Source organism: Pseudomonas sp. R38(2017), assembly GCF_002112395.1.
Classification (GTDB): domain Bacteria; phylum Pseudomonadota; class Gammaproteobacteria; order Pseudomonadales; family Pseudomonadaceae; genus Aquipseudomonas.
The window spans coordinates 182,051-207,488 of sequence record NZ_NEHN01000002.1; the positions used below are offsets into that span (position 1 = coordinate 182,051).

A 25,438-nucleotide genomic window follows, 5' to 3' on the forward strand; every position below is an offset into this window, starting at 1 on the left:
TTCTAATTGCACTGCTTTGTGTGGGTCAGTCAGCGACCCGGATGCTCAGGGTGTTAGCCATTCGGTTCCCCACCCCGGCACTCTGGTTCACCTGGATAACCCCGCGACTGCCGGTGAAGGCCTGATCACTTGTCGTGACCTGGCGACTGCCGGGGGTGCCAGTTGCTCCTGAGCTCGGTAACAACGCCACGTTCTGTTGGGAAAGGGCGCTATCGTCAACGCTCTGCGGTGCAGCACTGATGCTGATACGCATGGCGTTGGCCATCTGGTTGTTGGCCCCGGAACCCTGGTTCACGCCCAGTGCGCCGTTGCCGTTACTGAATGAGGTGCCGCCGATTGTGGAGCTCGCATTGATCGAGCGGTCGGCCGGTGTATCGAGTTTTTGGTGAATGCTGGTGGTAGCACTGGCTGACGTGCCAATGGCAATCGACTTGACGTTTGCTTGTTGCTGTTGGTCGCCGGCGGCCTGGTTGACGTTGAAGTTACCGTTGTACTGCACGCCGGAATTCTGAATGTTGGCGCTGTCCACGGCGCTTGGGTCGGCCATTACACTGGTGCAGCCAAGCAGTGCCAAAAGGAGCAGGGAACGATTCATCTCATTGGCCTCCGGCCATGCGGGTCAGCGGAGCCAGACCACTGCTGAGCGAGCGGTTGATGGTGTTGGAGATCGTGCCGCCACCGCCGCCACCATGGCCGGCGCTCATACCGGGCAGGCCATTCGGGTTGGTCAGGACGTTGGAGCCTGGCAGGTTGGAGCCAACTGCCATGTTGCCGCGGATCGATGAGCCACTGGCTACACTGGCAAATTCACCGTCATTGAGTTCGGTGCTGGTCATTGCCTGGTCGATGCGGCCGGAAGGGTTGGCATTCACGGTGGTCGGGTAAGGGTCCTTGCCCGGAGCGCTACGTCCGATCGGAATTGGCTGTACGTCGCGATTGAGAACGATCACGCCATTGCCCTCGGCCTGAACGTTGAAACTGAGGAACGTGCTGGCTGCAGATCCGATCAGCAGAAGGCAGGTAAAGGCTTTGTTGATGTTTCCCACGGCGGCAATTCCTTCTTCAGTGGGCTGGCCCTAGTCAGCGTTGTGAAGGAGAGAGCGAAAGCTGTGCCGGTTTTTAAATGTTCTTGGATTTCAACAGGTTGGCTCGAAGGTATGCAGCGCTGATACAAATGCTGTTTCAACATTGAAACAACGCGCCATCGGTACAAGCGCCCATACCCATTGCAAAGCTCTGGAACAAGGGTTTGCGAGCAGGTGTTTCAAAGGTGTAACAAGTCGGGTGACAAAGCGATGAAGGCCGTTGAGACGGGCACTTTGCACCCGAGGGAGTGTTTCAGGATCGGACACTTTGGCCCCAAAACAGGGGAACCCGCCCCCGGGAAACGGGCTCAATCTTCCAGCAGGTTTCGCACGGCGTCGAAGGCCTGAATCTGCCGTGCGGCCCAGTCGCCCTGAATGATCCGGACCGGTTGGCGATGCTGCTCCAGCCAGACCTTTGTGGCGTCGTAGAACGCCAGTCGTTCACTCAACTGCGGCTGGCAGCGCTGGCCATCGTTGGTCCAGTCGATCTGCTCCGGGGACAGCAACAGGTGCAGGTCGTAATGACGCGCCAGCAGTTCCGGTTCCAGCCAGTCGGGACAGTCCCCGAACAGCGTCTGGCTCCAGAGAATGTTGCTCAACAGATGAGTGTCTAGAATCAGCAACGAAGGCTGCTGCGCTCGCGCCTCGTCTTCCCACTGCAATTGGCCGCGAGCAATTTCAGGAATGTCTGCGAGGCAGGTATTCCGGGGATTCTGCTCGATGAACCAGCGCACGTACTCATCCACCCGCAAACCGCCGAACTGTTGCTGCAGCCCGGCCGCCAGCCAGCTCTTGCCGGTGGATTCCGGCCCGGTCAGAACAACGACTTTCATGTGCGCAACGCCGGATCGGCGCGCCATTCCCGCCAGCCCTGCACCGCGATCAGGGTGAACAGGGCGTACAGCGCAGCGGTGAGGTAAAGGTCTTTGTAAAGAAACAGGCCGACAAAGATCACATCCAGCACGAACCACAGTGCCCAGCATTGCAGGCGCTTGTGCGCCATCCAGAATTGCGCGACCAGGCTGAAAGCGGTCAACGCCGCGTCGAGCCAAGGCTGCGCGGCATCGGTCCAGTGCGCCATGGCGGCGCCCAGTAAAAGGCTGCCGGCGGCGCCGATGGCCAGTCCTTGCAGAATCGAACGGGAGTCGAGCCGGCTGACCTCACGCCCGTCATGCATCGTCCCGGCCCGGGTCCATTGCCACCAGCCGTAGACTTGCAGCGCGGCGTAAACCACCTGCAGCAACATGTCCGAATACAGCTTCACCTCGAAGAAGACCCAGCTGTAGAGCAAGACCATTACCAGCCCGATCGGCCAGCACCAGGGGTTCTGTTTGACCGTCAGCCAGACGGCGATCACACCGAGGGCGGCGGCAAACAGTTCGAGCCCGGACATGCAAGATCCTTGGAGGGAGTAGAAGAGGGGGCGGATTGTACCCAAAAACCTGTGGGAGTGAGCCTCCCACAGGCTGAGAGCGCCAGACGCGGAACTGGCGCAGCAAACCGTTCAGTTGCTCGCTCAACTGGCCGAGCCGAACGCTGGCGGCGCTCGACTGCTCGGCAGCCAGTGCGGTGCTGTGGGACAGGCCGGCAGCCTGGGTGACGTTCTGGTTGATGTCCTCGACCACGTGCGCCTGTTGCAGGGTCGCACTGGCGATCGACGCATTCAGACCGTTGAGGTTGCGCAGCGCCTGGCCGATCGCATTGAGGCTGGCGCCGGCCAGTCCGGCCTGCTCGATGGTCAGTTGCGAGGCCTTGCTGCTGTCGCCGATCACTTTCACCGCGGCTTCGGAATGGTTTTGCAGGCGCTCGATCATTGACTGGATTTCCGCCGTGGATTTCTGCGTGCGCTGTGCCAGCAGGCGAACCTCATCGGCCACCACGGCAAAACCACGGCCCTGTTCACCGGCGCGGGCGGCTTCGATGGCGGCGTTGAGTGCCAGCAGGTTGGTCTGTTCGGCAATCGAGCGGATCACCTCCAGGACACTGCCGATCTGTGTGCTTTCGGTCGCCAAAGTACGAATGACTTCGACCGCCTGATCGATGGTGCCGGACAATTTGTCGATCTGTTGCAGGCTGCCGTCGATGTTGATCTGGCCCTGCTGCGCCTGGGCTTCGGCATCGCGCATTTCGTTGGCGGCATGCTCGGCGTTCTTCGCCACATCCTGCACGCCGTAGGTGACTTCGTTGATGGCCGTCGCCACCAGCTCCATCTGCTGCGATTGTTGCTGGCTGCGTTGCTGGGCCTGACTCGCGTCGTTGCCCAGTTCAGTGGAGGACTGGCCCAGCGCGCTGGCCGACACCTGCAAATCGCCGATCACCCGGCGCAGCTTGGCGGTGAAGGCATTGAAGTGATGGGCCAGTTGCGTGACTTCGTCCTGGCCATGGGTATCGAGGCTGCGGGTCAGGTCGCTTTCGCCGCTGGCAATGTTGGCCATGGCGTTCACGGTTTCTTGCAACGGGCGAACGATGCTGCGGGCAATCAGGATCACCAGCACGCCCATGATCAGTGCAATCACCAGACCGACAACGGAAGCCTTGATCACCTGGCCCTGAAACTCAGCCTGCACATCGTCGACGTACACGCCGGAACCCAGCACCCAACCCCATGGCTCGAACAGTTTCACGTAGGAGGTCTTGGCCACCGGTTCACTGGCACCGGGTTTCGGCCAACGGTAGTCGACCATCCCGGCGCCCTTGGATTTGGCGATGGCAACCATCTCGTTGAACACTGCAAAACCGTCCGGGTCGCGGATCGCCGAGAGGTTCTGGCCTTCGAGCTTCGGATTGGTTGGGTGCATGACCATCACGGGCGTGAGATCGTTGATCCAGAAGTAATCGTTCTGGTCATAACGCAGGCCGCGAATCGCCGTCAGCGCCTGCTTCTGCGCGGCGTCGCGGGTCAGGGTTCCCGCCGCTTCCAGGCCCTGGTAATAGGTCAGCAAACCGCTGGCGGTCTGCACCACATGCTGGGTTTTCTGGGCCTTGGCGTGATACAGGTCATCGTGGATCTGCTTGAGCATCAACAGGCCCAGGGTCAGCAGCATGACCACCGCCACAATCAAGATGAGCCACAAGCGTCGGCTGATCGACACACTGCGCAAGCTGTTCATAACGCTGTCACTCCGATTTCTTTTTCTTGTAATAAATCACCGCCAGCATCCAACCACGTTTCCTTGGCCGGGCATACGCGACCCAAGTCGTAGAGCGCGGCAGCGCTATTACGGCTTGTCTGTTAGGATTTCGGCCCCGTGCGTGAAAACCTGAACCCAAGTTGCCATTTCACGGAATTTTGACCGTTTCGTGTGGATCCTTGGCGCGCGGAATCGGTACAGCAACAAACAGCTACGCTGATCGCAGTGAACGTAAAAAAATACTATCGGGGCATGCCTGAACGCATCGCTCTTTGGGGGATTGATGGACCTTTGGACCGCCTTGCAGGCACTGATTCTTGGAGTTGTAGAAGGGCTGACGGAGTTTTTGCCCATTTCCAGTACCGGACACCAGATCATTGTCGCCGACCTGCTGAATTTCGGCGGCGAACGCGCCATGGCGTTCAACATCATCATTCAGCTCGGCGCGATTCTCGCGGTGGTCTGGGAGTTTCGCCGCAAGATTCTCGACGTGGTCATCGGCTTGCCGACCCAGCCGAGTGCGCGACGCTTTACCGCCAACCTGCTGATCGCCTTCCTGCCCGCCGTGGTGCTCGGCGTGATCTTTGCCAATCTGATTCACAAATACCTGTTCAACCCGATCACCGTAGCGACGGCGTTGGTGGTGGGCGGCTTCATCATGTTATGGGCAGAGCGCCGGCAGCATGAAGTGCACGCCGAAACCGTGGACGAAATCACCTGGAAGGATGCGCTGAAGGTCGGTTTCGCCCAATGTCTGGCGATGATCCCGGGCACCTCGCGCTCCGGCTCGACCATCATTGGCGGGCTGCTGTTCGGTCTGTCGCGCAAGACCGCCACCGAGTTCTCGTTTTTCCTGGCGATGCCGACCATGGTCGGTGCGGCGGTCTATTCGGGCTACAAGTACCGCGCGCTGTTCGTGCCGGCGGACTTCCCGGTGTTTGCCATCGGTTTTGTCACGGCATTCGTTTTCGCCATGATCGCCGTGCGCGGTTTGCTGAAGTTCATCGCCAGCCACAGCTATGCGGCATTCGCCTGGTACCGGATCGTGTTCGGTCTGTTGATTCTGGCGACCTGGCAGTTCGGTTGGGTGGACTGGGCGGCAGCCAAGGCATGAGTGACTCCCGCGCACGCCGCCCGGATCGCGGTCCTTCCGGTGGCAGCATCCAGCATCTGAAGTTGAAGCTGATGATCTTGCTGATCGTCTGTGCGTTGCCGCTGTTCGGTTCGCTGTCGATGTGGCTGCGCGGAATCTCACGGGTGCCGCTGACGGCTTATGGGCTGGTCAGCGTGCTGGCGTTTTTCCTGTACTGGGCCGACAAGCGCAAGGCTCGCGCCGACGCCTGGCGCACGCCGGAGAACGTCCTGCACGCCGTGGAACTGGCGGGAGGCTGGCCGGGCGCGTTGATCGCCCAGCAAGTCTTCCGGCACAAGACGCGCAAGGTGTCGTTTCAGATTCTGTTCTGGGTGATCGTCGCGCTGCACCAGGTGTTCTGGATCGACCAGTTGTTCCTCGGTTCGAACCTGTTGGCGCTGGGTTAGAACTACAGCAGCAAACCCACCTGGGTTTTCTTCGGCAGCTTGCTCACCACCAACTGGTGAGAACGTTGCAGTAACCCTCGCAGTTCCTCGGCGCCCAAGGGGTAGGGCGGGTGCATGATGATCCACTGTGCCCGCGCCAGATATGGCGCCGGGTGAATGCCCGGCCGGTCGCAATGGCCGAGAAACAGATCCTTGTCGACCTTGAACGCCAGCGACTCGCCACGCAGCCCCTGCAAGGCGAACATCTTGTTACCGGCAATCGAAAACACCCGCACACCGCCCCATTTGTAATCTTCACGGGCACCGGGCAATGCCAGGCAGAAGTCCGCGACGTCCGCTTCGCTCATCTTTCCTTGTTTCATAACAGCCGTTCTCCACAGGCATTGAACGATTCGACCAGATGATCGATCCACGCGCGCACCGCCGGCATCACCCCGCGCCGGTGCGGATACACCGCTTGCAGCCAGCCGCCAGGCAATGACCATTCCGGCAGCAATTGCACCAGCGTGCCGTTGTTCAGCTCTGCTTCGCAATACATCATCGGCAGCAGGGTGAAACCCTGGCCGGCCAGCACGCAGGCCTTGCGCACGATGAAGTCGTCGATACCCAGCCGTGCTTCCAGCGCCAGATCGCAACTCTTGCCGTGCTGATCGAGCAGGCGCACGTGCACCATGCGATCGGCTTCCAGCGCGCCGAGCACCGGCAGGCTTTTCAAGTCCTGCGGATGACTGATCTCCACGCCCTGTATAAAGGTAGGGTTCGCGACCACCACCATTTGCGCCTGACGCAAACGGCGGGTCACCAGCATCGGTTCTTCGTCGCCGTGTTCGCGCACCCGTAGAGCGACGTCGATACCTTCGGTGATCAGATCGACCCGGCGATTGATCAAGGTGACTTCCAGTTGCACCTGGGGATATTTGCCGAGGAAATTGCTGATCACCACCGGCAGCATTTCATGGGCCAGCCCGGTCGGGCTTGACACCCGCAGGCGGCCACGGGGTTCGCTGGACATGCTGGCCACCGTTTCATCGGCCATTTCCGCTTCCAGCAGCATCGCCTGGCAGTGGCGCAAATAGCGCTCGCCAACCGCAGTCAGCTTCAATTGACGGGTAGTGCGTTGCAGCAAGCGTGCACCCAAGCGTTCTTCCAGTTCGGCAATCCGCCGCGACAGGCGCGACTTGGGAATGCCCAGTAAACGGCCGGCCGCGGCGAATCCGCCGGCCTCGACCACTTTGGCGAAATAGTAGAGATCGTTGAGGTCTTGCATGTGGGAAATCCAACTGTTCTATCAGTGGGACAAACTATCGCATTATTGCCGTCTAATCAGCTATTGGTTTCGTAGATAGGATTGTCTCCATTCCGTCGCCACCGGCGATTCTTTCCAGGAGATTCCACTATGAAACTGCTGCACATCGATTCGAGCATTCTGGGGGACAACTCCGCTTCCCGTCAGCTGAGCACCGAGGTCGTCAAAGCCTGGCAAGCCGCCGAGCCAAGCGCTGTCGTGACCTACCGCGACCTGGCCGCCGACGCCATCAGCCACTTCTCGTCCACCACGCTGGTCGCCGCCGGCACCACCGCTGAACTGCGCAACGCCGCACAACAGCACGAAGCCGAGCTGAGCGCCAACACCCTGGCCGAATTCATCGCTGCTGACGCCATTGTCGTTGCCGCGCCGATGTACAACTTCACCGTACCAACCCAGCTCAAAGCCTGGATCGACCGCATCGCCGTCGCCGGCCAGACTTTCCGCTACACCGAAGCCGGCCCTGAAGGCCTGTGCGGTGGCAAGAAAGTGATCATCGTATCGACTTCGGGCGGCATCCACGCCGGTCAGGCTTCGGGCGTGGCTCACGAAGACTACCTGAAACTGGTCTTCGGCTTCCTCGGCATCACCGACATCGAAATCGTCCGCGCCGAAGGTCTGGCCTACGGTGAAGAATTTCGCAACAACGCCATGAGCGCGGCCCAAACCCGCATCAGTGAGCAACTGTTCGCTGCAGCGTAAGGCTTTCGTAAAGAACAGCTCGCGTTCAGGCAACCCCCAAAAAACTCTGTATTCTGGTTCTGCAAGGGCCAGATACGGAGTTTTTTGTGTCTGACTGTTACATAATCTGGCCCGGGTTATGCAGTCTGATGATCAACGTCTGAGTGCAACGCCGCGCCGGATCACCGAACCACGGAGTTTCGGGCGTCGAACACAACGGATCTTTCGATTGAGTAACAACAGGGTGGGGCATCCCATGATGCGTCTTTGTGCAACGTTACTGATTTGCCTGCTCGGCAGCCTGAATTCAGTGCACGCAGCCCCCGGCCAGCACCCACGCTGGAGCGTCGGTTATCACGAGATGACGTTCCTCGATCCGCTCGACCTGCAACCGATGCGTGCCATCGCGTTCTATCCCTCCAGCGACCGCGAGCACATGAGCCTGCTCGAGGGCTATTCGGTCGAAGCCGGCGAAGATGCCAAGGTCGCCCTCGGCCGCTTTCCGATGCTGATGTTGTCCCACGGCAACACCGGCACGCCGCTGGCGCTGCACGACCTCGCCACTTCGTTGGCTCGCAAAGGCTTTGTGGTGGTGGCAGTGATTCATCCCGGCGACAATTCCAGGGATCACAGCCGCCTTGGCACTTTGAGCAACCTCTATGGGCGCCCGATCCAGATTTCCGAAGCCATTACCGCAACCCTTGGCGACCGCATGCTCGCACCGTTCGTGAATGCCGACCAGGTCGGCGTGATCGGTTATTCGGCGGGTGGCGAGACCGCGTTGATCCTTTCAGGCGCGCAGCCCGACCTGGATCGCCTGCGCCGTTACTGCCAGGAGCGTCCGGACGACCGCGACGCCTGTAACACCCAAGGCGAGCTGATTGTCGACCGCGATGACTTGCAACCAGTGGCCGACCCACGGGTTCACGCTTTGCTGTTGATGGCGCCGCTGAGCCTGAAATTCGGTCGTCACACCCTCGCTGACGTGCATGTGCCGGTGCTGCTCTATAGCGGTGACGGCGACAAACTGGTGGCTTTCGACAAGAACGCTGCCGCCCTGGCGCGCAAACTGCCGACTGCGCCGGACTTCAAGTTGCTGGCCGGGGCAGGGCACTTCGTATTTATGGCGCCGTGCAATGAAGAGCAGATTCGTGCGATGCCTGCGCTGTGCACCGATGCCGATGGCGTGGATCGCGAAGACATTCACCGCAATTTGATTTCAGAGGCCGGGCGGTTTTTCTCCAATGCGCTGGGCAAGCCTTCCCGGGCGGGGATGCAGACGGCGGACCAGTAAAGGCTCAGGCCATCGCCCGACGCTTGAGCCACAAGGTCAGCGCCAGTCCGCTCACGGACAGCAGTGCTGCGCCCAGGAATATCCACGAATACCCCAGATTCAACGCCACCGCCCCCATCAGCGGCCCGGCGACCGCCAATGCCAGATCGAAAAACACCGCGTAAGCACTCAACCCGGCACCACGGCTGGAGTTGGGTACCTGCTTGATGGCTTCAACGCCCAACGCGGGGTAAACCAGCGACAACCCGAACCCTGCCAGCCCGGCGCCGATCAGTGCGTAGCCGGTGGACGGTGCGAGCCACAGCAACAGCAACCCGACGGTTTCGATACTCATGCAGGCGATGGCCGAAGCAAAGCCGCCGAATCGAGCAATGGCAGAAATGAACAACAGCCGCGACAGGATGAAGCACACGCCGAACACCGTCAGGCAGTACGCCGCACCGGTCCAGCCGCGATTGAGGTAATAAAGGGTGATGAACGTGGTCAGGGTGCCGTAACCGATGGAGGCGAGGCTCAAACTGGCTCCGAACGGTGCAATCCGCCCGAATACCGCCCAGAACGGCAACCGCTCGCCGCGCACCACCGGCACGGAAGGTTTGTTGCGGATCAGCAGCAGGGCGCCAGCGGCCAGTACCGACAGCGCAATACCGAGGCTGGTAAAGCCATAATCGGCCACCATCAGCACACCCAGCGGCGCGCCGATCGCAATGGCGCCATAAGAGGCGATGCCGTTCCAGCCGATGGACCGGGCGGTATGTTCCGCACCCACCTGGCCCATGCACCAGCTGATGGTGCCGACGCCGATCAGTCCCTGTGCAATACCGAGCAGCAAGCGCCCTGCGATCAGAATGATAAGGCTCGGAAGTGGAAAGTCCTGAAGCAGGGTCGATATGAATGTCAGCACACCGCTGAGGACGATCCCCAACAGGCCATAAACGATCGCCCGTTTTGTCCCGACGGTATCCGACATGCGCCCGGCCATGGGGCGGCTGAGCAGGGTGGCCAGGTATTGTGAGCCGATCACCAGACCCGCAACGACAGCACTGAAACCCAGTTGTTCGTGCACGTAACCGGGTAGCACCGCAATCGGCAGTCCGATGCAGAGGAAGGCGATAAAGGTGTAGAAAACGATGGAGACGATCTGCAGGGTGATCGCCATGGAGCTTTGCGGTGGCTGTTGCTGCGCAGACATAAGGGCTCGTTCGCGGGCGGCGATGGGAGAGTCCGCATCATGGCTTGGGTGTGAAATAAAAGAAAGCAGGCTAACTATCTTTCCCGGACGCAATAAAAAGCCCCGCCATGGGGCGGGGCTTTCGACTCTAGGCTGCTATCAGAACACGACGCCCTGGCTGCGCAGATAATCGTCATAGGTGCCGCTGAAGTCGGTCACGCCGTTCGGGCTCAGCTCGATGATGCGCGTGGCCAGGGACGATACGAACTCACGGTCATGGCTGACGAAAATCAGCGTGCCCGGGTAGTTTTCCAGCGCCAGGTTCAGCGCTTCGATCGATTCCATGTCCAGGTGGTTGGTCGGTTCGTCCATCACCAGTACGTTCGGCTTTTGCAGGATCAACTTGCCGAACAGCATGCGACCTTGCTCACCACCGGAGATGACCTTCACTGACTTGAGGATCTCGTCGTTGGAGAACAGCATGCGGCCCAGGGTGCCACGAATTACTTGCTCGCCCTGAGTCCACTGACCCATCCAGTCAAACAGGCTCACGTCGTCTTCGAAGTCGTGGGCGTGGTCCTGAGCGTAGTAGCCCAGCTCCGCGCTTTCGGTCCACTTCACGGTGCCGGCGTCCGGGGTCAGTTCACCCATCAGGGTGCGCAGCAGGGTGGTCTTGCCGATACCGTTCGGGCCGATGATCGCGACGCGTTCGCCGGCTTCAACGGTGAAGCTGAAGTTCTTGAACAGGGTCTTGCCGTCGAAGCCCTTGGACATCTGCTCGATGGTCACGGCCTGGCGGTGCAGCTTCTTGGTCTGTTCGAAACGGATGAACGGGCTCACGCGGCTCGATGGCTTGACCTCGGCCAGCTGGATCTTGTCGATCTGCTTGGCACGGGAAGTGGCCTGCTTGGCTTTCGAGGCGTTGGCCGAGAAGCGGCTGACGAACGTCTGCAGTTCGGCAATCTGCGCTTTCTTCTTGGCGTTGTCCGACAGCAGTTGCTCGCGGGACTGGGTCGCCGCGGTCATGTACTCGTCGTAGTTGCCCGGGAACAGGCGCAGCTCGCCGTAGTCCAGGTCGGCCATGTGCGTGCAGACGCTGTTCAGGAAGTGACGGTCGTGGGAAATGATGATCATGGTGCTGTTACGCGCCGTCAGAATCGTTTCCAGCCAGCGGATGGTGTTGATGTCCAGGTGGTTGGTCGGTTCGTCGAGCAGCAGCACTTCCGGATCGGAGAACAGTGCCTGAGCCAACAGAACGCGGAGTTTCCAGCCTGGTGCAACTTCGGTCATCGGACCGAAATGCTGTTCCAGCGGAATGCCCAGGCCCAGCAGCAGTTCACCGGCGCGGGATTCGGCAGTGTAGCCGTCCATCTCGGCGAATTCGGTTTCCAGCTCGGCCACGGCCATGCCGTCTTCTTCGCTCATCTCCGGCAGCGAGTAGATGCGGTCGCGCTCGGCCTTGACCTTCCACAGCTCTTCGTGACCCATGATCACGGTGTCGATCACGGTGAATTCTTCGTAGGCGAACTGATCCTGACGCAGTTTACCGAGGCGCACGTTCGGCTCGAGCATCACCTGGCCGGCGGACGGCTCCAGGTCGCCACCGAGGATTTTCATGAACGTCGACTTGCCGCAACCGTTGGCGCCGATCAGGCCATAACGGTTGCCGTTGTTGAATTTCACCGAAACGTTTTCGAACAGCGGCTTGGCGCCGAACTGCATCGTGATGTTAGCTGTGGAGATCAATTGCTTTACCTATCAATGGGTTGCGAGCCACACATTTGGCGCTTGGGCCACTTTTGGGGCATTTTGGAGCTTTTTCTTCCCGGGCACGGACACCGTCAGCGTCGAGCCAACGGGCGTGGGGCGAGAGCAGCCTCTGGACGCAGCGTCCAAGCTGTTGGGCAATAAAGGCGGGATTCATGCCAGACATTGCGCGCATTGTCGCATAAGTAATGCGGCAGTTGTATGGCGGACGATAACGAACCTCCAGCCCAGTCGGCGGCGTCGCGTCCTTCGTTCACTCCGCACAGACGCTAAAACCTGCAATATCGTCTAGGTTTCAACAAGGGATTTTTTTTTCACTGAGGAACAGCCATGTTTAAAGCACGCTTACTTGTCGCAACTCTTACCAGCCTGGCCTTGGCGGCAAGTTCGGTGACGGCGTTGGCTGATCCGGGAAATGACCATGGCAAAGGGAATGGAAAGGGCGGACAGCAGAACAGTCAGGGCCACGGCAACCAGGGCGGGAAATACAAGGGCGCGAGCTCAGGACACTGGGACAATGCACCGGTTGTCGATCGAGGCGGTGTCCTGGGCGTGCTCAACGGTTACAGAGATTACTGGAGCCCGGGCCCTGCGCTACCACCGGGCATTCAGAAAAAACTGGCGCGCGGTAAACCCTTGCCACCGGGTATTGCCAAAAAACTGGATGGCCGGCTGGCCGGCCGGTTGCCTCACTACGACGGATATGAGTGGCAGCAGGCGGGAACGGACCTGATTCTGGTGGCTATCGCCAGTGGGATTATCTACGAAGTCTTGAATGGAGCATTCGACTAGCCCGGTTTTGTAGCGCCGGGTTCGGATGTTTCCTGACCATTTCACGGGTAGCAATAGCGACATCTTCTCACCCACTTTTTATGTGAGGTATTGCTGCCTTGTCTTATCGCTCGTGGTTGAACTCGATGTTCCTGAGTGCGTCCTAGATGGCAGTAAAATCAACCTTTGTGGATGCCATCATGCGTTTCAAAAGTAAAAACCTCGTTGCCGTCATGTCGTGCGTAATGATGTTTGCTGCGGCGCCGTTGCTGCCTGCCGGAATGTCCGTCATGCCCTCCGCCTATGCCAAGGATGGCGGTGGTCATGGTGGTGGTAACGGTGGTGCGGGTGGCGGTGGCGGCAGTCACGGTGGCGGTGTCGGCGGTGCCGGGCATAGCGGCGATAGCGCCGGGCACTCGGCCAGCGCTTCCAATAATGGTCGTGCCGAAGGCCAGGAGGCGGATCATGAAGGCAGAGCCGTTCGGGATCACGGTGTGAGTGGTCAGCACACGGGACGTGACCACAACGCTGACCGTGGACACGGCACAGCGACTTCAGGTGTTGCACATTCTAAAGCGACACGGGGCTTGTCGAAGGCGACGGCGATCTCGGCTACAACGCCTGGCGATCACAATACCAAGGGATTGAGCAAGGCTAGCCTTTCAACCTCCAAATAAGCGCGGCTCACGGCCCGCCAGGTCGATTGGTTTCATTGAACCTCTGGCCTGGCGGATCATCAGTATCTCGCTTCAGCATTTGCGGCACTCTGCTTCAGTCCCCCGGGCCAGTCATTTGTTGTGGCCGGGTTCCTATCTGCTCCGATCCTGAAAAGTCCTGCCAGGCACACGAACATTCAGAGACAAACTCTGCAGTGCTCTTCTGAATTCTTCGGTCTGGCTCCAGGAAATCAACGCCTCATGCTGCCGTCAGCACCACGTCTGGCGCACTGCCGCCACTTCTTTTCGTCGAACTCAATCTGCCGTAACGCTGATGTCACTGGCATGGCTGGCGCGCGCGCGAGCGCAACGGCTGCCGTTTGGCCGATTCAGCGGACAGTTTTTCACAGATGAGGTTCACCATTGGTTACAAAGTATGGCTAAAATGCCATCCGATCACCCAATAGCCGCTAACGGCAAGGGCTCAAGGAAGTGCCACCGGGACAGTATTTGTATTCATGCCACTGCATCAGACCCTAGGCCAACGGCTGGCAGGCGCGCAGTTTGTTCACTTTTGACGTGTGACGATTTCCGTGAAACTCATCATTGCTGCTATTTATGTCATTTCCATTGCATACGTTCACCTGCGTGGTCGTGTGCGTCACAAACTGGGCCGTCAGTTGAGCGATCACTCGACGTTTCTCGCGCCGATCAACTGCTTCCTTTATCTGTTTTCGAAGAAACCGAACAAACCCTACCTCGACCCGAAGGACTTTCCCGATCTGAGCCCGTTGCAGGCCCATTGGGAAGAAATCCGCGAGGAAGGTCAGAATCTTCTGCGTGCCGGTGCGATCAAGCGTTCGGACCAGTACGACGATGTCGGTTTCAACTCTTTCTTCAAGACTGGCTGGAAGCGTTTCTATTTGAAATGGTACGGCGACAGTCACCCGTCGGCGCTGCAACTGTGCCCGCGTACCACTGAACTGGTGCAGAGCATCGGCTCGATCAAGGCGGCGATGTTCGCCGAACTGCCGCCAGGCTCGAAACTGGTGCGTCACCGTGACCCGTATGCCGGTTCCTACCGTTATCACTTGGGCCTGGAAACGCCGAACGACGCCGGTTGCTACATCAACGTCGATGGCGAGAACTATCACTGGCGCGACGGCGAAGCCGTGATGTTCGACGAGACCTACATTCACTACGCCGAAAACACCACTGACAAGAACCGCATCATCCTGTTCTGCGACGTCGAGCGCCCGATGAAATATCGCTGGGCAGCCGCGTTCAACGGCTGGTTCAGCCGTACTGTGATGTCGGCGGCCGGTGCGCCGAACGATGCGGGCGACCGCACCGGCGGTATCAACCGCTTGTTTACCAAAATCTACAAGGTCCGCCTGCGCGGCAAAGAGCTGAAAAAGCGCAATCGCGCGCGCTATTACCTGGAAAAGTGGGCGATCTTCGGTGGCCTGCTGGCGATCTTCATTCTGATCTGATAACTGATCTGATCAATCGGGCGACTGTTGAAAGACAGTCGCCCGATTTCATTTTCACGACGCTTTTTTGGTCTTTTTCGCCGGGGTTGTCTTCTTCGCTGGTTTGGTCGGTGATTTCCCGCCGAGACTGCGTTTGAGCAGTTCGGTCAAGTCGATCACATCCGCAGACTTGCGTTCTTCTTCGCCCTCAAGGGTCTCAACGTCCTCGATCTTGCCTTCATGGGCCTTCTTGTCCACCAGGGCCATGATCTTGTCTTCAAATTCGTCGCGGTAATCCTCGGGATTCCAGTCGGCGCTCATGTCTTCAACGAGTCGTTTGGCCATGTCCAGTTCGGCTTTCGCCAGTTGCGGTTTGGTCACTTCGCTGCCCAGCGCCAGTTCATCAAGGCTTCTCACTTCCTGTGGCCAGCGCAGTTTCACCAGCACCAGTGCCGACTCCAGCGGCATCAGCGCCGCCAGGTACTGACGTGTGTGTAACACCACACGGGCGAGGGCGACTTTTTTGGTTTTGCTGAGGGTTTCGCGCAGCAATGCGTAAACCTTGCCACCGCGCTTGTCCGGTGCCAGGTAGTAGGGCGTGTCGATGTTTTGCAGCGGGATCTGCTCGCTGTCGATGAAGGCGAAGATGTCGATGGTCTGGGTCGACACCGGGTGCGCCGAACGGATTTCCTCCTCGCTGAGCACCACATACCGGCCCTTTTCGAACTGCACACCTTTGACGATGTGCTCCTTGGTGACTTCCTTGCCAGTGATCTTGTTGACCCGTTTATAGCCAACCGGGTCCATGCTGCGGCTGTCCAGCCAGTCAAAGTCCACGCCCTGGGACGAGGTTGCCGAAACCAGCGCCACGGGGATGTGCACCAGACCGAAACTGATTGCGCCTTTCCAGATTGCCCGAGCCATGGTGCCGTTCTCCGAGTGATGTTCGGGTGACCTGTGGCCCGGCGCAAAAGTTTCCGTTGTTTGCGCGACGCCGGTAAACGACAGGTCAAGCCGTGTTACATCTTGTTTATCGATCACGGGTTAACAAATCCGAACCCTCGGCGTAGCGTGGACTCGAAGGCTCTAATCCACGCGCATCGAGAGAGGCCGTCCATGAACCGTATTCTGCTTGGCATCGCATTGCTGGCCCTCAGTGGCGGGGCGGTTCATGCCGATACCCTGTTGCTGGCGCAAAGCCCGACCGGCAACAGCAGCAACCCCTACAACAGCCCGATTCACCGGGCCAATCCCAACAGCATGCAGGGTACGCAACCAGCCAACCCGGTGGTCCGCGGGCCGAATACCGTCCCCGTCCCTCGACCGCCCACCGTGGAAAACGGCGGCATCGGCAATGGCCAGCCACTGCGTTCGGTGCCGAGCACACCGCCGAAATTCATTCCCAATCCACCCGCCCGTGACGGCGACAGCAACCGTTGAATGGCAGAACCGTTTCTGTCAGCCCTTCAATCGAACAAAAGGAATCGTGCATGTTGCGTAAAACCCTTTTAGCCGGCCTGTGTGCCAGCGCAGTGATCTGCGGCCCGGCATTCGCCGCCGCTCCCAAGGAACTACAAAGCGAGCAGGGCACACTTGAAGTCACGACGATTACTCAGGGGCTTGAGCATCCATGGGCGCTCGCGTTCCTGCCGGATCGACAGGGCATGCTGGTGACCGAGCGTCCGGGCAATCTGCGGGTAGTGGGTGTGGACGGCAAGCGATCGGCGCCCATCGAGGGCGTTCCGAAGGTCTGGGCCAAGGGGCAGGGCGGGTTGCTCGATGTGGTGCTGTCGCCAGACTTCAAACAGGACCGTCTGGTGTACCTGTCTTACGCCGAGGGCGGCGGCGCCGGTGACAAGGCCGGGACGGCGGTCGGGCGCGGGCGCCTGTCGGATGATCTGAAAACCCTGAAGGACTTCAACGTTATTTTCCGTCAGGAACCGAAGCTGTCGGTCGGCAATCACTTCGGCTCGCGGCTGGTGTTCGACCGGGACGGGTATCTGTTCATCACCCTCGGCGAAAACAACGACCGGCCTACCGCGCAGGATCTGGACAAGCTGCAGGGCAAAGTCGTGCGGATCTATCCGGACGGCAAGGTGCCGGATGACAACCCGTTTGTCGGTCAGTCCGGTGTGCGTCCGGAGATCTGGTCCTATGGCCATCGCAACCCGCAGGGTGCAGCGCTCAATCCATGGACTGGCACGTTGTGGGAGAACGAACACGGCCCGCGCGGTGGCGACGAGGTGAACATCATCGAGCGCGGCAAGAACTACGGCTGGCCGCTGGCAACTCACGGCATCAACTACTCGATGCAGCCCATTCCGGAAGCCCAGGGTAAAACCGCCGAAGGCACTGTCGCACCGCATCATGTCTGGGAAAAATCACCCGGCGTCACCGGCATGGCGTTCTATGATGCCGATCGTTTCAAACCCTGGCAGCACAACGTATTCATCGGGGCGCTTGCCACCCAGGAACTGATCCGGCTGCAATTCGACGGTGACAAGGTCGTGCATGAAGAGCGTTTGCTGGGCGACTTGAAGCAACGCATCCGGGATGTGCGCCAAGGGCCGGACGGCTATCTGTATCTGCTGACAGATGAGTCCGACGGTGCTCTGTACAAGGTCGGACTCAAATGAACGCATCATGCGGGTGAGCGGGCGTAGAGCACCACCGCCGCCCGCAGCTTGCCGCGCCCGAACCGGCACATTTTTTCGAACTCCCCATGGCTGACCGGCACGTGCTGGCAGTCCATGGGCTGGCGATGTTGGCTGTGGTCGACATCCGGGTCGTGCAGGTAGACGAAATCTTCGTCGCAATCGGTGACGATCACCCAGTGTGGCGATTTGGAGCGGGTCAGACGATAGCTGCTGATCAACACCAAAGGTTGCCCGCCGGCGTTTAGCAGGCGGGGCAAATCCAGTGTCGTGCCGATGATTTGATCGACATCGGTGTCGTTCAGTTGTGCCATGAACTCGTCGTGCACCAGGCGCATGACGTCTTTTTTATGCGCGTCGCGCACGCCGTCGAGAAACAGCGGCCCGGTCATGCTCAGTTGCAATCGTACGCGAAACCCTCGGCGCCACGCGGCCAACGCCAGACCTTGAGGGCTGCAACCGCCGTGACCGGCGGTCATGAACACGGTGGTCGCTTCGCGCCAGAGCTGCAGCTCTTCGCGACGCTCCAGCAGACGATCAGCCTGCAAGGCGCCCATGGCCATCAGCAAACAGGCCGGACCGCAGGTGAAATCGGTGGTCTGCCGGTAATAGGGCACGTTGATGCTGCGTGAGTCGTGGTGTTGAAGGATGCGCTTTTCCAGGCGCAACGCGTCCGCGTGGTCTTCGTAGTAGTCGTGAATCAGTGCAAAGCGCCGATAGCCACTGCGTTCGTACAGCGCGATAGCGGCCGGGTTGTCAGTGCGTACCTCCAGCCGCAGGTAAGCGCAGTCATGCTCAAGGGCGCAGGCTTCGATGCGCTGCAGCAACTGCTTGCCCAGGCCACCGCCCCGGGCTTCGGGGGAAATGGCGATGGAATACAACCGCGCAAGCGACGTGCCGCGATGGAACAGCACCAGCGCATAACCCAGCAACTGGCCCTCACGTTCGGCCACCAGCAATTGGCCGTGGGCTCGGGTAATCATCCATTGAAAGCTGCGGCGAGTGAGCCGGTCTGTGGTGAAGCAGTGCATTTCCAGTGCCAGCAGCGCCGCTAAATCATCAACTGTCGCCAAGCGAAAAACAGTGTTCATATGACCGCCGTAAAAGTTGCGTAACGAAACGGGACTTTCGAAAAAGTTCGTGCTTAATAGAAAAGGTCTTGTTCTCCAACGGATCAATTTCTATGTCAGCGGTACAGGGTCATTGGCGCGAAGTATCCAGTCAAAGTTTGCCACCGGCAACTTATTTAAAACCGCAAATCAGAACTTCCAGTCAAGTGTTGATCATCGTCGAACGCAAGGAGGACTGGGCCTCGTACTTTCCCAGTGAAGACATCCTCACGGCCCAGGAATACCTCGAACAACCGCCCGACAGCGAGCCGGGAAAACGGGTGCAAGTGATCAACCTGTGCCGCAGCTACAAGTATCTAGGCCACGGCTACTACTGCTCATTGCTGGCCGAGGCCCGGGGGCACAAGGTGATCCCGTCAGTGCGAACCATCAGCGAACTGACCCGCAAATCTCTTTACGGTCTGGCGCTGGATGACCTGGATAAAACTCTGGAAAAGGCCCTCAGTCATCACCTCTACAGCGATACCGAAGGTTTCACGCTGACACTTTATTTCGGCAGAACGCATATCGAACCGTTACAGGATCTGGCCCGGCAATTGTTTGAAGTGTTCCCGTGTCCGATTCTGTTAGTTGAATTCCGTCGAACTAACGGATGGCACATCGAAGGCATAAAGTCCGGTGCGCTGCACAAGTTGCGCGACGATCAGGAAGATCAGTTCGCCAATGCGCTGGACGGCTTCAGCCGCAAGGTCTGGCGTGTTCCGCGTTCACCGCAAGTGGCGCGTTATGATCTGGCGATCCTGCACGATCCGCAGGAAGCCTTGCCGCCGTCCAACGCCCGGGCGCTGGAAAACTTCGTAAGGGTCGGCAAAGGCATGGGCATCGATGTCGAACTGATCGAACGCAAGGACTACGCAAGGCTCGCCGAGTACGACGGCTTGTTGATCCGAGAGACCACCAGCGTCGACAACCACACCTACCGTTTCGCCAAGAAAGCAGAAAGCGAAGGGCTGGTGGTGATGGACGACCCGACGTCGATCCTGCGCTGCACCAACAAGGTCTATCTCACTGATTTGCTCAACAGCCACCAACTGGGTATGCCGGCCACGGAAATTCTCTACAAGGAACGACCGGAGGACTTCGAACGGGTCGGCGAACGCCTGGGTTTCCCGTTGGTGCTGAAGATTCCCGATGGCTGTTTCTCTCGGGGGGTGATCAAGGTCGAGAGCCAGCAAGCTTTGCTGGAGGCCACCGCCGAACTGTTCGAACATTCGGTGCTGTTGCTGGCCCAGGAATTCTTCTACACCGAGTACGACTGGCGCATCGGCGTGCTCAACCGCAAACCGATCTTCGCCTGTCAGTACTTCATGTCCAAGGGCCATTGGCAGATCTACAACCACAAGGCCAAGGGCCAGGACGCCAACGGCGAATGCCGCACGCTGGCAATCCACGAAGCGCCGCGCGCGGTAGTGGAACTGGCGGTGAAGACTGCCAACCTGATCGGCGATGGCTTGTACGGCGTCGATTTGAAGCAGGCGGGCGACAAAGTGGTGGTGATCGAGGTCAACGACAACCCGAACCTCGACGCCGGTATCGAAGACGCCTACTTGCAGGACGACCTGTATTCGCTGGTCCTGGAGGAGTTCGTGAGGCGTCTGGAACTCAAACGCCGCGGTCAGGCCTGGTGACCGGCCGATGATCAACAGCTTTGCACTGAGCCACGGCGCCTTGCAACGGGTCGAGCGACTGGACGCCGAGGTGATGTTATTCAGCGACCCCGACGCGGCTGAACGCGACCTCCTCCACAGTCACTTCAAACTGGATGAGCATGCTCTGGCCTCTGCGCTGGACCCGGACGAGGTGTCGCGGATCGAGTTTCATCCCGATCACCTGTTTCTGATCTGGAAACGCCCCGAGAACTACTCCGGGGGCGGCAGTCTGGCGTTCGAGGTGTCGTCCTGCGGTTTGCTGTTTTCGCCGGGCCAGTTGCTGGTGATCGCCACCGACGACACGCCGCTGCACGGTCTCGGTATGGGCCGGCCGCTCAATACGCCGCTGGATGTGTTGCTGGACCTGCTGTTCAACAACATCCATCACTACCTCGGGCACCTCAAGGTGATCAAACTGGTCGCCCGGGAGTTGCAGCAGAAATTCAACGCCTCGATGCAGAACCAGCATCTGGTGCAGATGTTCAACCTCAGCGAAAGCCTGATCTATTACATCAACGCGCTGCACAGCAACGGCGCGGTGCTGACGCGGCTGCGCAACCACGCCGAAAAACAGCATTTCGGCAGCGAAGCCATCGGCCTGATCGACGACCTGATCATCGAAAACAACCAGTGCTACAAGCAGGCGGAAATCTATTCCACGGTGTTCTCCGGGCTGATCGACGCCCGGGGCAACCTCATGAACAACAGCATGAACAACCTGCTGCGCAAACTGACGCTGATCAACGTGGTGTTCCTGCCGCTCAACCTGATTGCGAGCATCGGCGGCATGTCCGAATTCAGCATGATGACCGCCGGGACACCGTGGTGGGTGTCGTACCCGATATTCCTGGCGGCGATGCTGTTGGGGGCGGGGGGGATGCTGTTCGGGCTCAGGCGTCTGGCGAAATGACAAAATTCGCCATTGACTTGCCAGCAATGCCCGAGCTAATTTCGGGGCCATGACTTCCACCGTATTGCGCTGCCAGCCAAGCATTATTACCGCCATTCCTCATTTGGCGGGCTAGCTCACGACTGCAGCACCCAACCCGCCCTAGAGGCGGGTTTTTACTTTCTGTCTCCGGGGTTCTGAATAAAAAGTCAGGAGACGACCATGCGCCACAGCCCCGACCAGCAAGCCTTGCTTGAGCAATACGTGAAAAAGATCCTCGCCGCGCCGGTGTATGAACTGGCGGTGCGCACGCCGCTGCAATCTGCGCCGGCACTGTCTGAAGCGCTGGGCAACCGAATCCTGCTCAAGCGCGAGGACCTGCAACCGACGTTCTCTTTCAAGATCCGCGGCGCCTACAACAAACTGGTGCAATTGAGCGATGCGCAGAAGGCCCGTGGCGTGATTACGGCATCAGCGGGCAATCACGCTCAAGGTGTAGCGCTGGCGGCCCGTGAGCTGGGGATTGCGGCGACGATCGTGATGCCGGCGACCACGCCTGAGTTGAAAGTACTGGGTGTCAGCAGTCGCGGCGGCGAGGCACTATTGCATGGCGAAAGCTTTCCGTTCGCCCTGGCCCACGCACTGCAACTGGCGCAGCAGACCGGGCGAACGTTCGTCTCGCCGTTCGACGATCCCGATGTGATCGCCGGCCAGGGCACGGTTGCAATGGAGATCCTGCGTGAGCACCAAGGCGCTCTGGACGCGATCTTCGTTCCGGTGGGCGGTGGTGGTTTGATCGCCGGTATCGCAGCGTATGTGAAATACCTGCGGCCGGAGGTGCGGATCATCGGCGTGGAGTCGGAGCACTCGGCCTGCCTGAAAGCTGCGTTGCAAGCGGATGAGCGGGTGGTGTTGCCCAGCGTCGGCACCTTCGCCGATGGCGTGGCGGTGGCGCAGATCGGCGCCTACGGATTCGAGGTTTGTCGCTTCTGCGTGGATGAAGTGATCACTGTCAGCAACGATGAGCTCTGCGCGGCGATCAAGAACATCTATGACGATACCCGCTCGATCACCGAGCCTTCCGGCGCGTTGGCGGTTGCGGGCATCAAAAAGTACGTGGCGCAGACTGGCGCACGGAATCAGACGCTGATCGCCATCGATTCCGGCGCCAATATCAACTTCGACAGCTTGCGCCACGTCGCCGAGCGCGCTGCGGCCGGCGGGATTGAGGCGTAAAGGTGTTCAGGGCAGCAGCGGGCGCAGAAAGCTGCGCTCGTAGCTGATGATGAACTTCTTCTCCATCAGGTCCGCCACCAACGCGGTGCTTTCCGGGTCGGTCAGTGCAATGTGGCGATAGCTTTCGTAATCCGCCAGCGACGGAAAACTGAACAGGCAGTAAGCGATGTCGCTCGCGCCTTCCGAGGGCAGAAAATAGCCGTGATGCGTCCCTCCCAGCCGTTCGACGATGCCTAGCCAGGTTTTGGCATAGGCTTCGAAGGCGTCGAGCTGGTAGGGATCAATCACGTATCTGACGTGGCAGGTAATCAATGCCGCTGCTCCTTGGCGAGTTACTCGGGAATGGCAGTGCCGACCTTGTCCGAAGCCGACCAGATGCGATAACGCACTTCGACGTCCGACGGTGCGTAAACCACGATGGGCAGTTTGCTGTTGTAGCGCACGGTGAAGCCGTCACCGATCACCGGGACGAAGGCGCGCTTTTTCTGGGTGCCGGGCGGGCAGGCCATCATCGTGCTCATCGGGCCGCTGACTTTCTCGAGGCGGTAGAACGGATAGCCCCAGCCTTCGAGGTTTTTCTCTTCCAGGGTGCCGCCCAGGCGCTGGCGGTTGCAATCCACCTCGAGGGTTTTGCCGGCGAGTATTTCGACTTTGAAGTTGTCTTCCTGGGCCTGCTGCGGCAGGTGAATGACCTGGCGGGTGAATCCGGCTTCGGCTTTGGGGTAGGGCGCCGTGTCTTCGAGTTTGGCGGCGTGGGTGAGGGTGGAGACGCTCGCGAGCATCAGGCCGGCGGTCGCGTAAACAGTGAAATTTCCCATTGAAGCCTCCTGGCGGGTGTACGTTGGTTGACGGGCATTCTCACTGCCATGGGCGATGAATGCAAACCGCCAGCCGCATGCAAATTGCAGTGCCTGCACGATCGAATCTTGCATTTTGCAACTGGCCACTTGCCCGCATTTTCGCCAAGTCATTGATTTGGCAGGAGGTGAAGTCGACCCGATGAAAGGCACGTTTTATGCGTTGATTTGGTGCGGCGCACCGAGTTTGTGCGCCTACACTCCAATGGGCATTTCGCAGTACAACCGCTTGCCATACCCAGGGATTCAGCGGGGATACACCCGCCGGGAACAGTGGCAACGGTCAATGTGAATACTTGATTGGCAGTCTCACAGTAAGGAGAGGGTTCGCCATGTTTCTGTCTGCCTTGGAACTACGCAATATCATTGAAAGCAGCTTTTTGCCGAAACGCTGTCAGTGCACGCTGTCCCCGGATCTGTCGATGACCGTCAAGGTCTATGGCGATCACCAGACCGATCAGGTTGATTTGCTGGTCAGTGGCATCGATGCCAGTCACCTGAACAGCTGTCGCGAAATCAATGGCCTGATTGCCGGGTTGCGTTCTGATCTGGCGCAAAACGCGACAACTCAGCCCTATACCGCGCGATCGAAAGTCGTTTAACGCGCCGTTTCACCCAGTTCGACCGTCACGCGCCGGGCCTGCAAGAAGCCAAGGCCCAGCGCGAACTCGACCAGCACCGCGAGCAGAATCCCGGGGCCGGCGTGGCCGTTGAGCCATTCAGCAAACCCCAGCACCGCCAGACCAAAACAGCCGACGATAAAACCGTTGTTCATTGCATTGCGTGCGATTGACACCGGAGCATTGCGCACCAGATAGAACATCACCCCCAACGCCGCGAACAGCACTGCCATGCGTCGTGCGACAAATCCTGCTGCCTCGGAGTATTCGATGCTCCACATCGAAAGCAGCATTTGCGGCACGAGGCCCCAGGCCAGCGCCAACAAAAAACACAGGGAAAAGGTGATGGTCGACAACGTGCGAAACGACAACTGCATGGCGAATCCTTGCGGCAGTGAGGAGGGGCCCCGAGCATACCCCTCGAGACCCTTGCCCGCCTACCGCAAAGGCGCAAATCAGAGCTTTCTGTCAGTTCTGGAAGCTGCAGGCGTCAGACATTTTCCGGTAAGTGATTTCTTCGGGTTTGCCTGACGTGTCGATGTACTTCATGTCGGCTTCGATCACTTTGCAGGCCTTGGTTGGCTGCTCGGTCATCGAGACCACTTTGGCCACATTCAACGGCATGCCATAGGTGTACGGCACCGCTTTGGTGGTCGTGGTGTCATTGGCCTGGGCCAGCCCGGCAAACGCAGTGCAGGCGAGGGCGGTAGTGAGGAGGAACGGACGAATGTTCATGGAGAGACTCCCGTGCGACGGAAAGAAAGCCCGGCGTGAAACACGCCGGACCTGCCGCACTGGGCGTCAGCATCGGCTGAGAGCGTGCGGATGACTAGAGTCTTTGACCACGGCGTTAAGCGAGGGTTAACCCGGCTGAATGCCGGCTGTCTGACGGGGGATTGTTTCTCGGGGGATTCTCGGCGCCTTCCTACAGGAACCGCTGCCTTGTCTGCTTCCGGCGGCTGGAGCGGGGCGGTTATGGTTTTGGCGTCGCTGCAAAATCAGCGACTTAGGTTTGGTCACCTAACGTAATCACCTGTGCATGTGTGCCATTATTCGCCCCGACGAACATTCGTGTCCGTGGAGTGCATTGCTGTGGCGGCTGTGTGCAGGGTCGCCTTCGGGCGAACCGAGTCAGGTGGTTCTCGGTTGACCAAGCCTGTACACAGTCCGCCTCCCCATCGTTTGGTCACGGTGCTGGCGGTTACTATCAAGCTGCCTTGAGTAATTCCAATGCCAATCCTGAAATTAAGCTCCGCCCGATATCTCCCGCTCAACAGCGGCGTCACCGACAGCGCACCGCTGGTCATAGACACCGAAGCCAACCCCCAAGACATCTTCGAAGCCGCCGTGCAACGCATCCGCGCCGCAGCCGACCTGCTCGAAACCCTGCACTGCCTGTGCTTCAAACACGCCGACGTCCAGGACATTCCCCACATCACCCATGCGCTGTACCTGCTGACGCAGGATGGCAGCGATTTGCTGCAGGTTGCGCAGCAGCGGATGTTGAACTGGCAGGCGCCGGTTTAACGG

27 protein-coding genes and 2 pseudogenes are annotated in these 25,438 nt (G+C 59.3%); 14 read left to right on the forward strand and 15 right to left on the reverse strand.

The genetic code is table 11. From position 1 onward, the window contains the following. Window positions 1–25 precede the first annotated feature (25 nt). From CAF87_RS04490 to CAF87_RS04510, 5 genes and pseudogenes are all read right to left on the reverse strand, one after another. Window positions 26–595 carry an adhesin gene (locus tag CAF87_RS04490; RefSeq protein ID WP_085731081.1) on the reverse strand — a complete coding sequence of 190 codons (570 nt, stop codon included), beginning with the start codon at window positions 593–595 and terminating at the stop codon, window positions 26–28. Window position 596: 1 nt separating this feature from the next. Next, window positions 597–1,046 carry a hypothetical protein gene (locus CAF87_RS04495; protein ID WP_085731080.1) on the reverse strand — a complete coding sequence of 150 codons (450 nt, stop codon included), beginning with the start codon at window positions 1,044–1,046 and terminating at the stop codon, window positions 597–599. 347 nt (window positions 1,047–1,393) lie between these two features. Next, on the reverse strand, window positions 1,394–1,918 hold the full coding sequence (locus CAF87_RS04500; RefSeq protein ID WP_085731079.1) for an AAA family ATPase: 525 nt from the start codon (window positions 1,916–1,918) through the stop codon (window positions 1,394–1,396). Next, complete coding sequence (gene pnuC, locus CAF87_RS04505; protein WP_085731078.1) at window positions 1,915–2,478, reverse strand: nicotinamide riboside transporter PnuC; 564 nt, start codon at window positions 2,476–2,478, stop codon at window positions 1,915–1,917. Before pnuC ends, CAF87_RS04500 begins: the two co-directional genes overlap by 4 nt. Before the next feature lie 85 nt (window positions 2,479–2,563). Beyond that, window positions 2,564–4,195 (reverse strand): annotated as a pseudogene (locus CAF87_RS04510) (methyl-accepting chemotaxis protein); the annotation flags it as partial. A gap of 304 nt (window positions 4,196–4,499) precedes the next feature. Between CAF87_RS04510 and CAF87_RS04515 the strand changes: the two are divergent. Together CAF87_RS04515 and CAF87_RS04520 are read left to right on the forward strand one after the other, a co-directional pair. Continuing rightward, the gene (locus tag CAF87_RS04515) at window positions 4,500–5,330 is read left to right on the forward strand and encodes an undecaprenyl-diphosphate phosphatase (protein ID WP_085731077.1); all 831 of its coding nucleotides are present in this window, start codon (window positions 4,500–4,502) and stop codon (window positions 5,328–5,330) included. Further along, complete coding sequence (locus CAF87_RS04520) at window positions 5,327–5,755, forward strand: DUF1294 domain-containing protein (protein WP_085731076.1); 429 nt, start codon at window positions 5,327–5,329, stop codon at window positions 5,753–5,755. Before CAF87_RS04515 ends, CAF87_RS04520 begins: the two co-directional genes overlap by 4 nt. Window positions 5,756–5,757: 2 nt before the next feature. Here CAF87_RS04520 and CAF87_RS04525 read toward each other — a convergent pair whose 3' ends face one another. Together CAF87_RS04525 and CAF87_RS04530 are read right to left on the reverse strand one after the other, a co-directional pair. Further along, complete coding sequence (locus CAF87_RS04525; RefSeq protein WP_085731075.1) at window positions 5,758–6,117, reverse strand: MmcQ/YjbR family DNA-binding protein; 360 nt, start codon at window positions 6,115–6,117, stop codon at window positions 5,758–5,760. Then, a complete protein-coding gene (locus CAF87_RS04530) occupies window positions 6,114–7,022 on the reverse strand; it encodes a LysR substrate-binding domain-containing protein (RefSeq protein WP_085731074.1) in 909 nt (302 codons plus the stop codon). Before CAF87_RS04530 ends, CAF87_RS04525 begins: the two co-directional genes overlap by 4 nt. Before the next feature lie 129 nt (window positions 7,023–7,151). Between CAF87_RS04530 and CAF87_RS04535 the strand changes: the two genes are divergently transcribed. Further along, window positions 7,152–7,763, forward strand: coding sequence for an FMN-dependent NADH-azoreductase (locus CAF87_RS04535; RefSeq protein WP_085731073.1), 612 nt, complete (start codon window positions 7,152–7,154; stop codon window positions 7,761–7,763). Between the two features lie 235 nt (window positions 7,764–7,998). Next, window positions 7,999–9,036, forward strand: a complete 1,038-nt coding sequence (locus CAF87_RS04540; RefSeq protein ID WP_085731072.1) for a dienelactone hydrolase — start codon at window positions 7,999–8,001, stop codon at window positions 9,034–9,036. Window positions 9,037–9,040: 4 nt separating this feature from the next. Here the strand turns inward: CAF87_RS04540 and CAF87_RS04545 are convergent, their stop codons facing one another. Further along, a complete protein-coding gene (locus tag CAF87_RS04545) occupies window positions 9,041–10,228 on the reverse strand; it encodes an MFS transporter (RefSeq protein ID WP_085731071.1) in 1,188 nt (395 codons plus the stop codon). 138 nt (window positions 10,229–10,366) lie between these two features. Further along, a complete protein-coding gene (locus CAF87_RS04550) occupies window positions 10,367–11,953 on the reverse strand; it encodes an ABC-F family ATPase (RefSeq protein WP_085731070.1) in 1,587 nt (528 codons plus the stop codon). Window positions 11,954–12,304: 351 nt separating this feature from the next. Between CAF87_RS04550 and CAF87_RS04560 the strand changes: the two genes are divergently transcribed. From CAF87_RS04560 to lpxO, 3 genes are all read left to right on the forward strand, one after another. After that, the gene (locus tag CAF87_RS04560) at window positions 12,305–12,766 is read left to right on the forward strand and encodes an anti-virulence regulator CigR family protein (protein WP_085731069.1); all 462 of its coding nucleotides are present in this window, start codon (window positions 12,305–12,307) and stop codon (window positions 12,764–12,766) included. A gap of 179 nt (window positions 12,767–12,945) precedes the next feature. Next, entirely contained in the window at window positions 12,946–13,422 is a 477-nt protein-coding gene (locus CAF87_RS29460; protein WP_085731270.1) for a hypothetical protein, read from the forward strand. Window positions 13,423–13,994: 572 nt separating this feature from the next. Further along, window positions 13,995–14,894 (forward strand): lipid A hydroxylase LpxO, encoded by a 900-nt coding sequence (gene lpxO / locus CAF87_RS04570; RefSeq protein ID WP_085731269.1) that lies wholly within the window; start codon window positions 13,995–13,997, stop codon window positions 14,892–14,894. 54 nt (window positions 14,895–14,948) lie between these two features. Here lpxO and CAF87_RS04575 read toward each other — a convergent pair whose 3' ends face one another. Then, window positions 14,949–15,797: a Ku protein gene (locus CAF87_RS04575; protein WP_085731068.1), complete on the reverse strand. Its 849-nt coding sequence runs from the start codon at window positions 15,795–15,797 to the stop codon at window positions 14,949–14,951. 192 nt (window positions 15,798–15,989) lie between these two features. On the opposite strand from CAF87_RS04575, the gene CAF87_RS04580 reads away from it, so the two are divergent. Continuing rightward, window positions 15,990–16,313, forward strand: a complete 324-nt coding sequence (locus CAF87_RS04580; RefSeq protein WP_085731067.1) for a hypothetical protein — start codon at window positions 15,990–15,992, stop codon at window positions 16,311–16,313. A gap of 50 nt (window positions 16,314–16,363) precedes the next feature. Further along, window positions 16,364–17,509, forward strand: coding sequence for a PQQ-dependent sugar dehydrogenase (locus CAF87_RS04585; RefSeq protein ID WP_085731066.1), 1,146 nt, complete (start codon window positions 16,364–16,366; stop codon window positions 17,507–17,509). A 5-nt stretch (window positions 17,510–17,514) separates the two neighbouring features. Here the strand turns inward: CAF87_RS04585 and rimI are convergent, their stop codons facing one another. After that, the gene (rimI, locus tag CAF87_RS04590; protein ID WP_085731065.1) at window positions 17,515–18,618 is read right to left on the reverse strand and encodes a ribosomal protein S18-alanine N-acetyltransferase; all 1,104 of its coding nucleotides are present in this window, start codon (window positions 18,616–18,618) and stop codon (window positions 17,515–17,517) included. A gap of 92 nt (window positions 18,619–18,710) precedes the next feature. Here rimI and CAF87_RS04595 point away from each other — a divergent pair, with 92 nt between their 5' ends. The 3 genes and pseudogenes from CAF87_RS04595 to ilvA form a co-directional block, all read left to right on the forward strand. Continuing rightward, window positions 18,711–20,285, forward strand: coding sequence for a RimK family protein (locus CAF87_RS04595; RefSeq protein ID WP_085731064.1), 1,575 nt, complete (start codon window positions 18,711–18,713; stop codon window positions 20,283–20,285). A 7-nt stretch (window positions 20,286–20,292) separates the two neighbouring features. Next, window positions 20,293–21,216: a magnesium transporter CorA family protein gene (locus CAF87_RS04600; RefSeq protein ID WP_085731063.1), complete on the forward strand. Its 924-nt coding sequence runs from the start codon at window positions 20,293–20,295 to the stop codon at window positions 21,214–21,216. Between the two features lie 201 nt (window positions 21,217–21,417). Continuing rightward, window positions 21,418–22,416 (forward strand): annotated as a pseudogene (gene ilvA, locus CAF87_RS04605) (threonine ammonia-lyase, biosynthetic); the annotation flags it as partial. A gap of 21 nt (window positions 22,417–22,437) precedes the next feature. Here the strand turns inward: ilvA and CAF87_RS04610 are convergent. Then, entirely contained in the window at window positions 22,438–22,743 is a 306-nt protein-coding gene (locus tag CAF87_RS04610; protein WP_085731061.1) for an NIPSNAP family protein, read from the reverse strand. Between the two features lie 20 nt (window positions 22,744–22,763). Next, window positions 22,764–23,249, reverse strand: a complete 486-nt coding sequence (gene eco, locus CAF87_RS04615; RefSeq protein ID WP_085731060.1) for a serine protease inhibitor ecotin — start codon at window positions 23,247–23,249, stop codon at window positions 22,764–22,766. A 371-nt stretch (window positions 23,250–23,620) separates the two neighbouring features. Here eco and CAF87_RS04620 point away from each other — a divergent pair, with 371 nt between their 5' ends. Next, window positions 23,621–23,890 carry a DUF1652 domain-containing protein gene (locus CAF87_RS04620; RefSeq protein WP_085731059.1) on the forward strand — a complete coding sequence of 90 codons (270 nt, stop codon included), beginning with the start codon at window positions 23,621–23,623 and terminating at the stop codon, window positions 23,888–23,890. Here CAF87_RS04620 and CAF87_RS04625 read toward each other — a convergent pair. Together CAF87_RS04625 and CAF87_RS04630 are read right to left on the reverse strand one after the other, a co-directional pair. After that, entirely contained in the window at window positions 23,887–24,285 is a 399-nt protein-coding gene (locus CAF87_RS04625) for a hypothetical protein (RefSeq protein ID WP_085731058.1), read from the reverse strand. The two genes, CAF87_RS04620 and CAF87_RS04625, sit on opposite strands and share 4 nt — an antisense overlap. A gap of 91 nt (window positions 24,286–24,376) precedes the next feature. Next, window positions 24,377–24,643 (reverse strand): DUF2790 domain-containing protein, encoded by a 267-nt coding sequence (locus CAF87_RS04630; protein WP_085731057.1) that lies wholly within the window; start codon window positions 24,641–24,643, stop codon window positions 24,377–24,379. 495 nt (window positions 24,644–25,138) lie between these two features. Between CAF87_RS04630 and CAF87_RS04635 the strand changes: the two genes are divergently transcribed. After that, entirely contained in the window at window positions 25,139–25,435 is a 297-nt protein-coding gene (locus CAF87_RS04635; protein ID WP_085731056.1) for a hypothetical protein, read from the forward strand. Window positions 25,436–25,438: the final 3 nt, after the last annotated feature.

Coding starts and splice junctions, on each gene's coding strand:
- CAF87_RS04490 (WP_085731081.1), bottom strand. CDS start 595: ATGAATCGTTCCCTGCTCCTTTTGGCACTGCTTGGCTGCACCAGTGTA.
- CAF87_RS04500 (WP_085731079.1), bottom strand. CDS start 1,918: ATGAAAGTCGTTGTTCTGACCGGGCCGGAATCCACCGGCAAGAGCTGG.
- pnuC (WP_085731078.1), bottom strand. CDS start 2,478: ATGTCCGGGCTCGAACTGTTTGCCGCCGCCCTCGGTGTGATCGCCGTC.
- CAF87_RS04515 (WP_085731077.1), top strand. CDS start 4,500: ATGGACCTTTGGACCGCCTTGCAGGCACTGATTCTTGGAGTTGTAGAA.
- CAF87_RS04520 (WP_085731076.1), top strand. CDS start 5,327: ATGAGTGACTCCCGCGCACGCCGCCCGGATCGCGGTCCTTCCGGTGGC.
- CAF87_RS04525 (WP_085731075.1), bottom strand. CDS start 6,117: ATGAAACAAGGAAAGATGAGCGAAGCGGACGTCGCGGACTTCTGCCTG.
- CAF87_RS04530 (WP_085731074.1), bottom strand. CDS start 7,022: ATGCAAGACCTCAACGATCTCTACTATTTCGCCAAAGTGGTCGAGGCC.
- CAF87_RS04535 (WP_085731073.1), top strand. CDS start 7,152: ATGAAACTGCTGCACATCGATTCGAGCATTCTGGGGGACAACTCCGCT.
- CAF87_RS04540 (WP_085731072.1), top strand. CDS start 7,999: ATGATGCGTCTTTGTGCAACGTTACTGATTTGCCTGCTCGGCAGCCTG.
- CAF87_RS04545 (WP_085731071.1), bottom strand. CDS start 10,228: ATGTCTGCGCAGCAACAGCCACCGCAAAGCTCCATGGCGATCACCCTG.
- CAF87_RS04560 (WP_085731069.1), top strand. CDS start 12,305: ATGTTTAAAGCACGCTTACTTGTCGCAACTCTTACCAGCCTGGCCTTG.
- CAF87_RS29460 (WP_085731270.1), top strand. CDS start 12,946: ATGCGTTTCAAAAGTAAAAACCTCGTTGCCGTCATGTCGTGCGTAATG.
- CAF87_RS04575 (WP_085731068.1), bottom strand. CDS start 15,797: ATGGCTCGGGCAATCTGGAAAGGCGCAATCAGTTTCGGTCTGGTGCAC.
- CAF87_RS04580 (WP_085731067.1), top strand. CDS start 15,990: ATGAACCGTATTCTGCTTGGCATCGCATTGCTGGCCCTCAGTGGCGGG.
- CAF87_RS04585 (WP_085731066.1), top strand. CDS start 16,364: ATGTTGCGTAAAACCCTTTTAGCCGGCCTGTGTGCCAGCGCAGTGATC.
- rimI (WP_085731065.1), bottom strand. CDS start 18,618: ATGAACACTGTTTTTCGCTTGGCGACAGTTGATGATTTAGCGGCGCTG.
- CAF87_RS04595 (WP_085731064.1), top strand. CDS start 18,711: ATGTCAGCGGTACAGGGTCATTGGCGCGAAGTATCCAGTCAAAGTTTG.
- CAF87_RS04600 (WP_085731063.1), top strand. CDS start 20,293: ATGATCAACAGCTTTGCACTGAGCCACGGCGCCTTGCAACGGGTCGAG.
- eco (WP_085731060.1), bottom strand. CDS start 23,249: ATGGGAAATTTCACTGTTTACGCGACCGCCGGCCTGATGCTCGCGAGC.
- CAF87_RS04620 (WP_085731059.1), top strand. CDS start 23,621: ATGTTTCTGTCTGCCTTGGAACTACGCAATATCATTGAAAGCAGCTTT.
- CAF87_RS04625 (WP_085731058.1), bottom strand. CDS start 24,285: ATGCAGTTGTCGTTTCGCACGTTGTCGACCATCACCTTTTCCCTGTGT.
- CAF87_RS04630 (WP_085731057.1), bottom strand. CDS start 24,643: ATGAACATTCGTCCGTTCCTCCTCACTACCGCCCTCGCCTGCACTGCG.
- CAF87_RS04635 (WP_085731056.1), top strand. CDS start 25,139: ATGCCAATCCTGAAATTAAGCTCCGCCCGATATCTCCCGCTCAACAGC.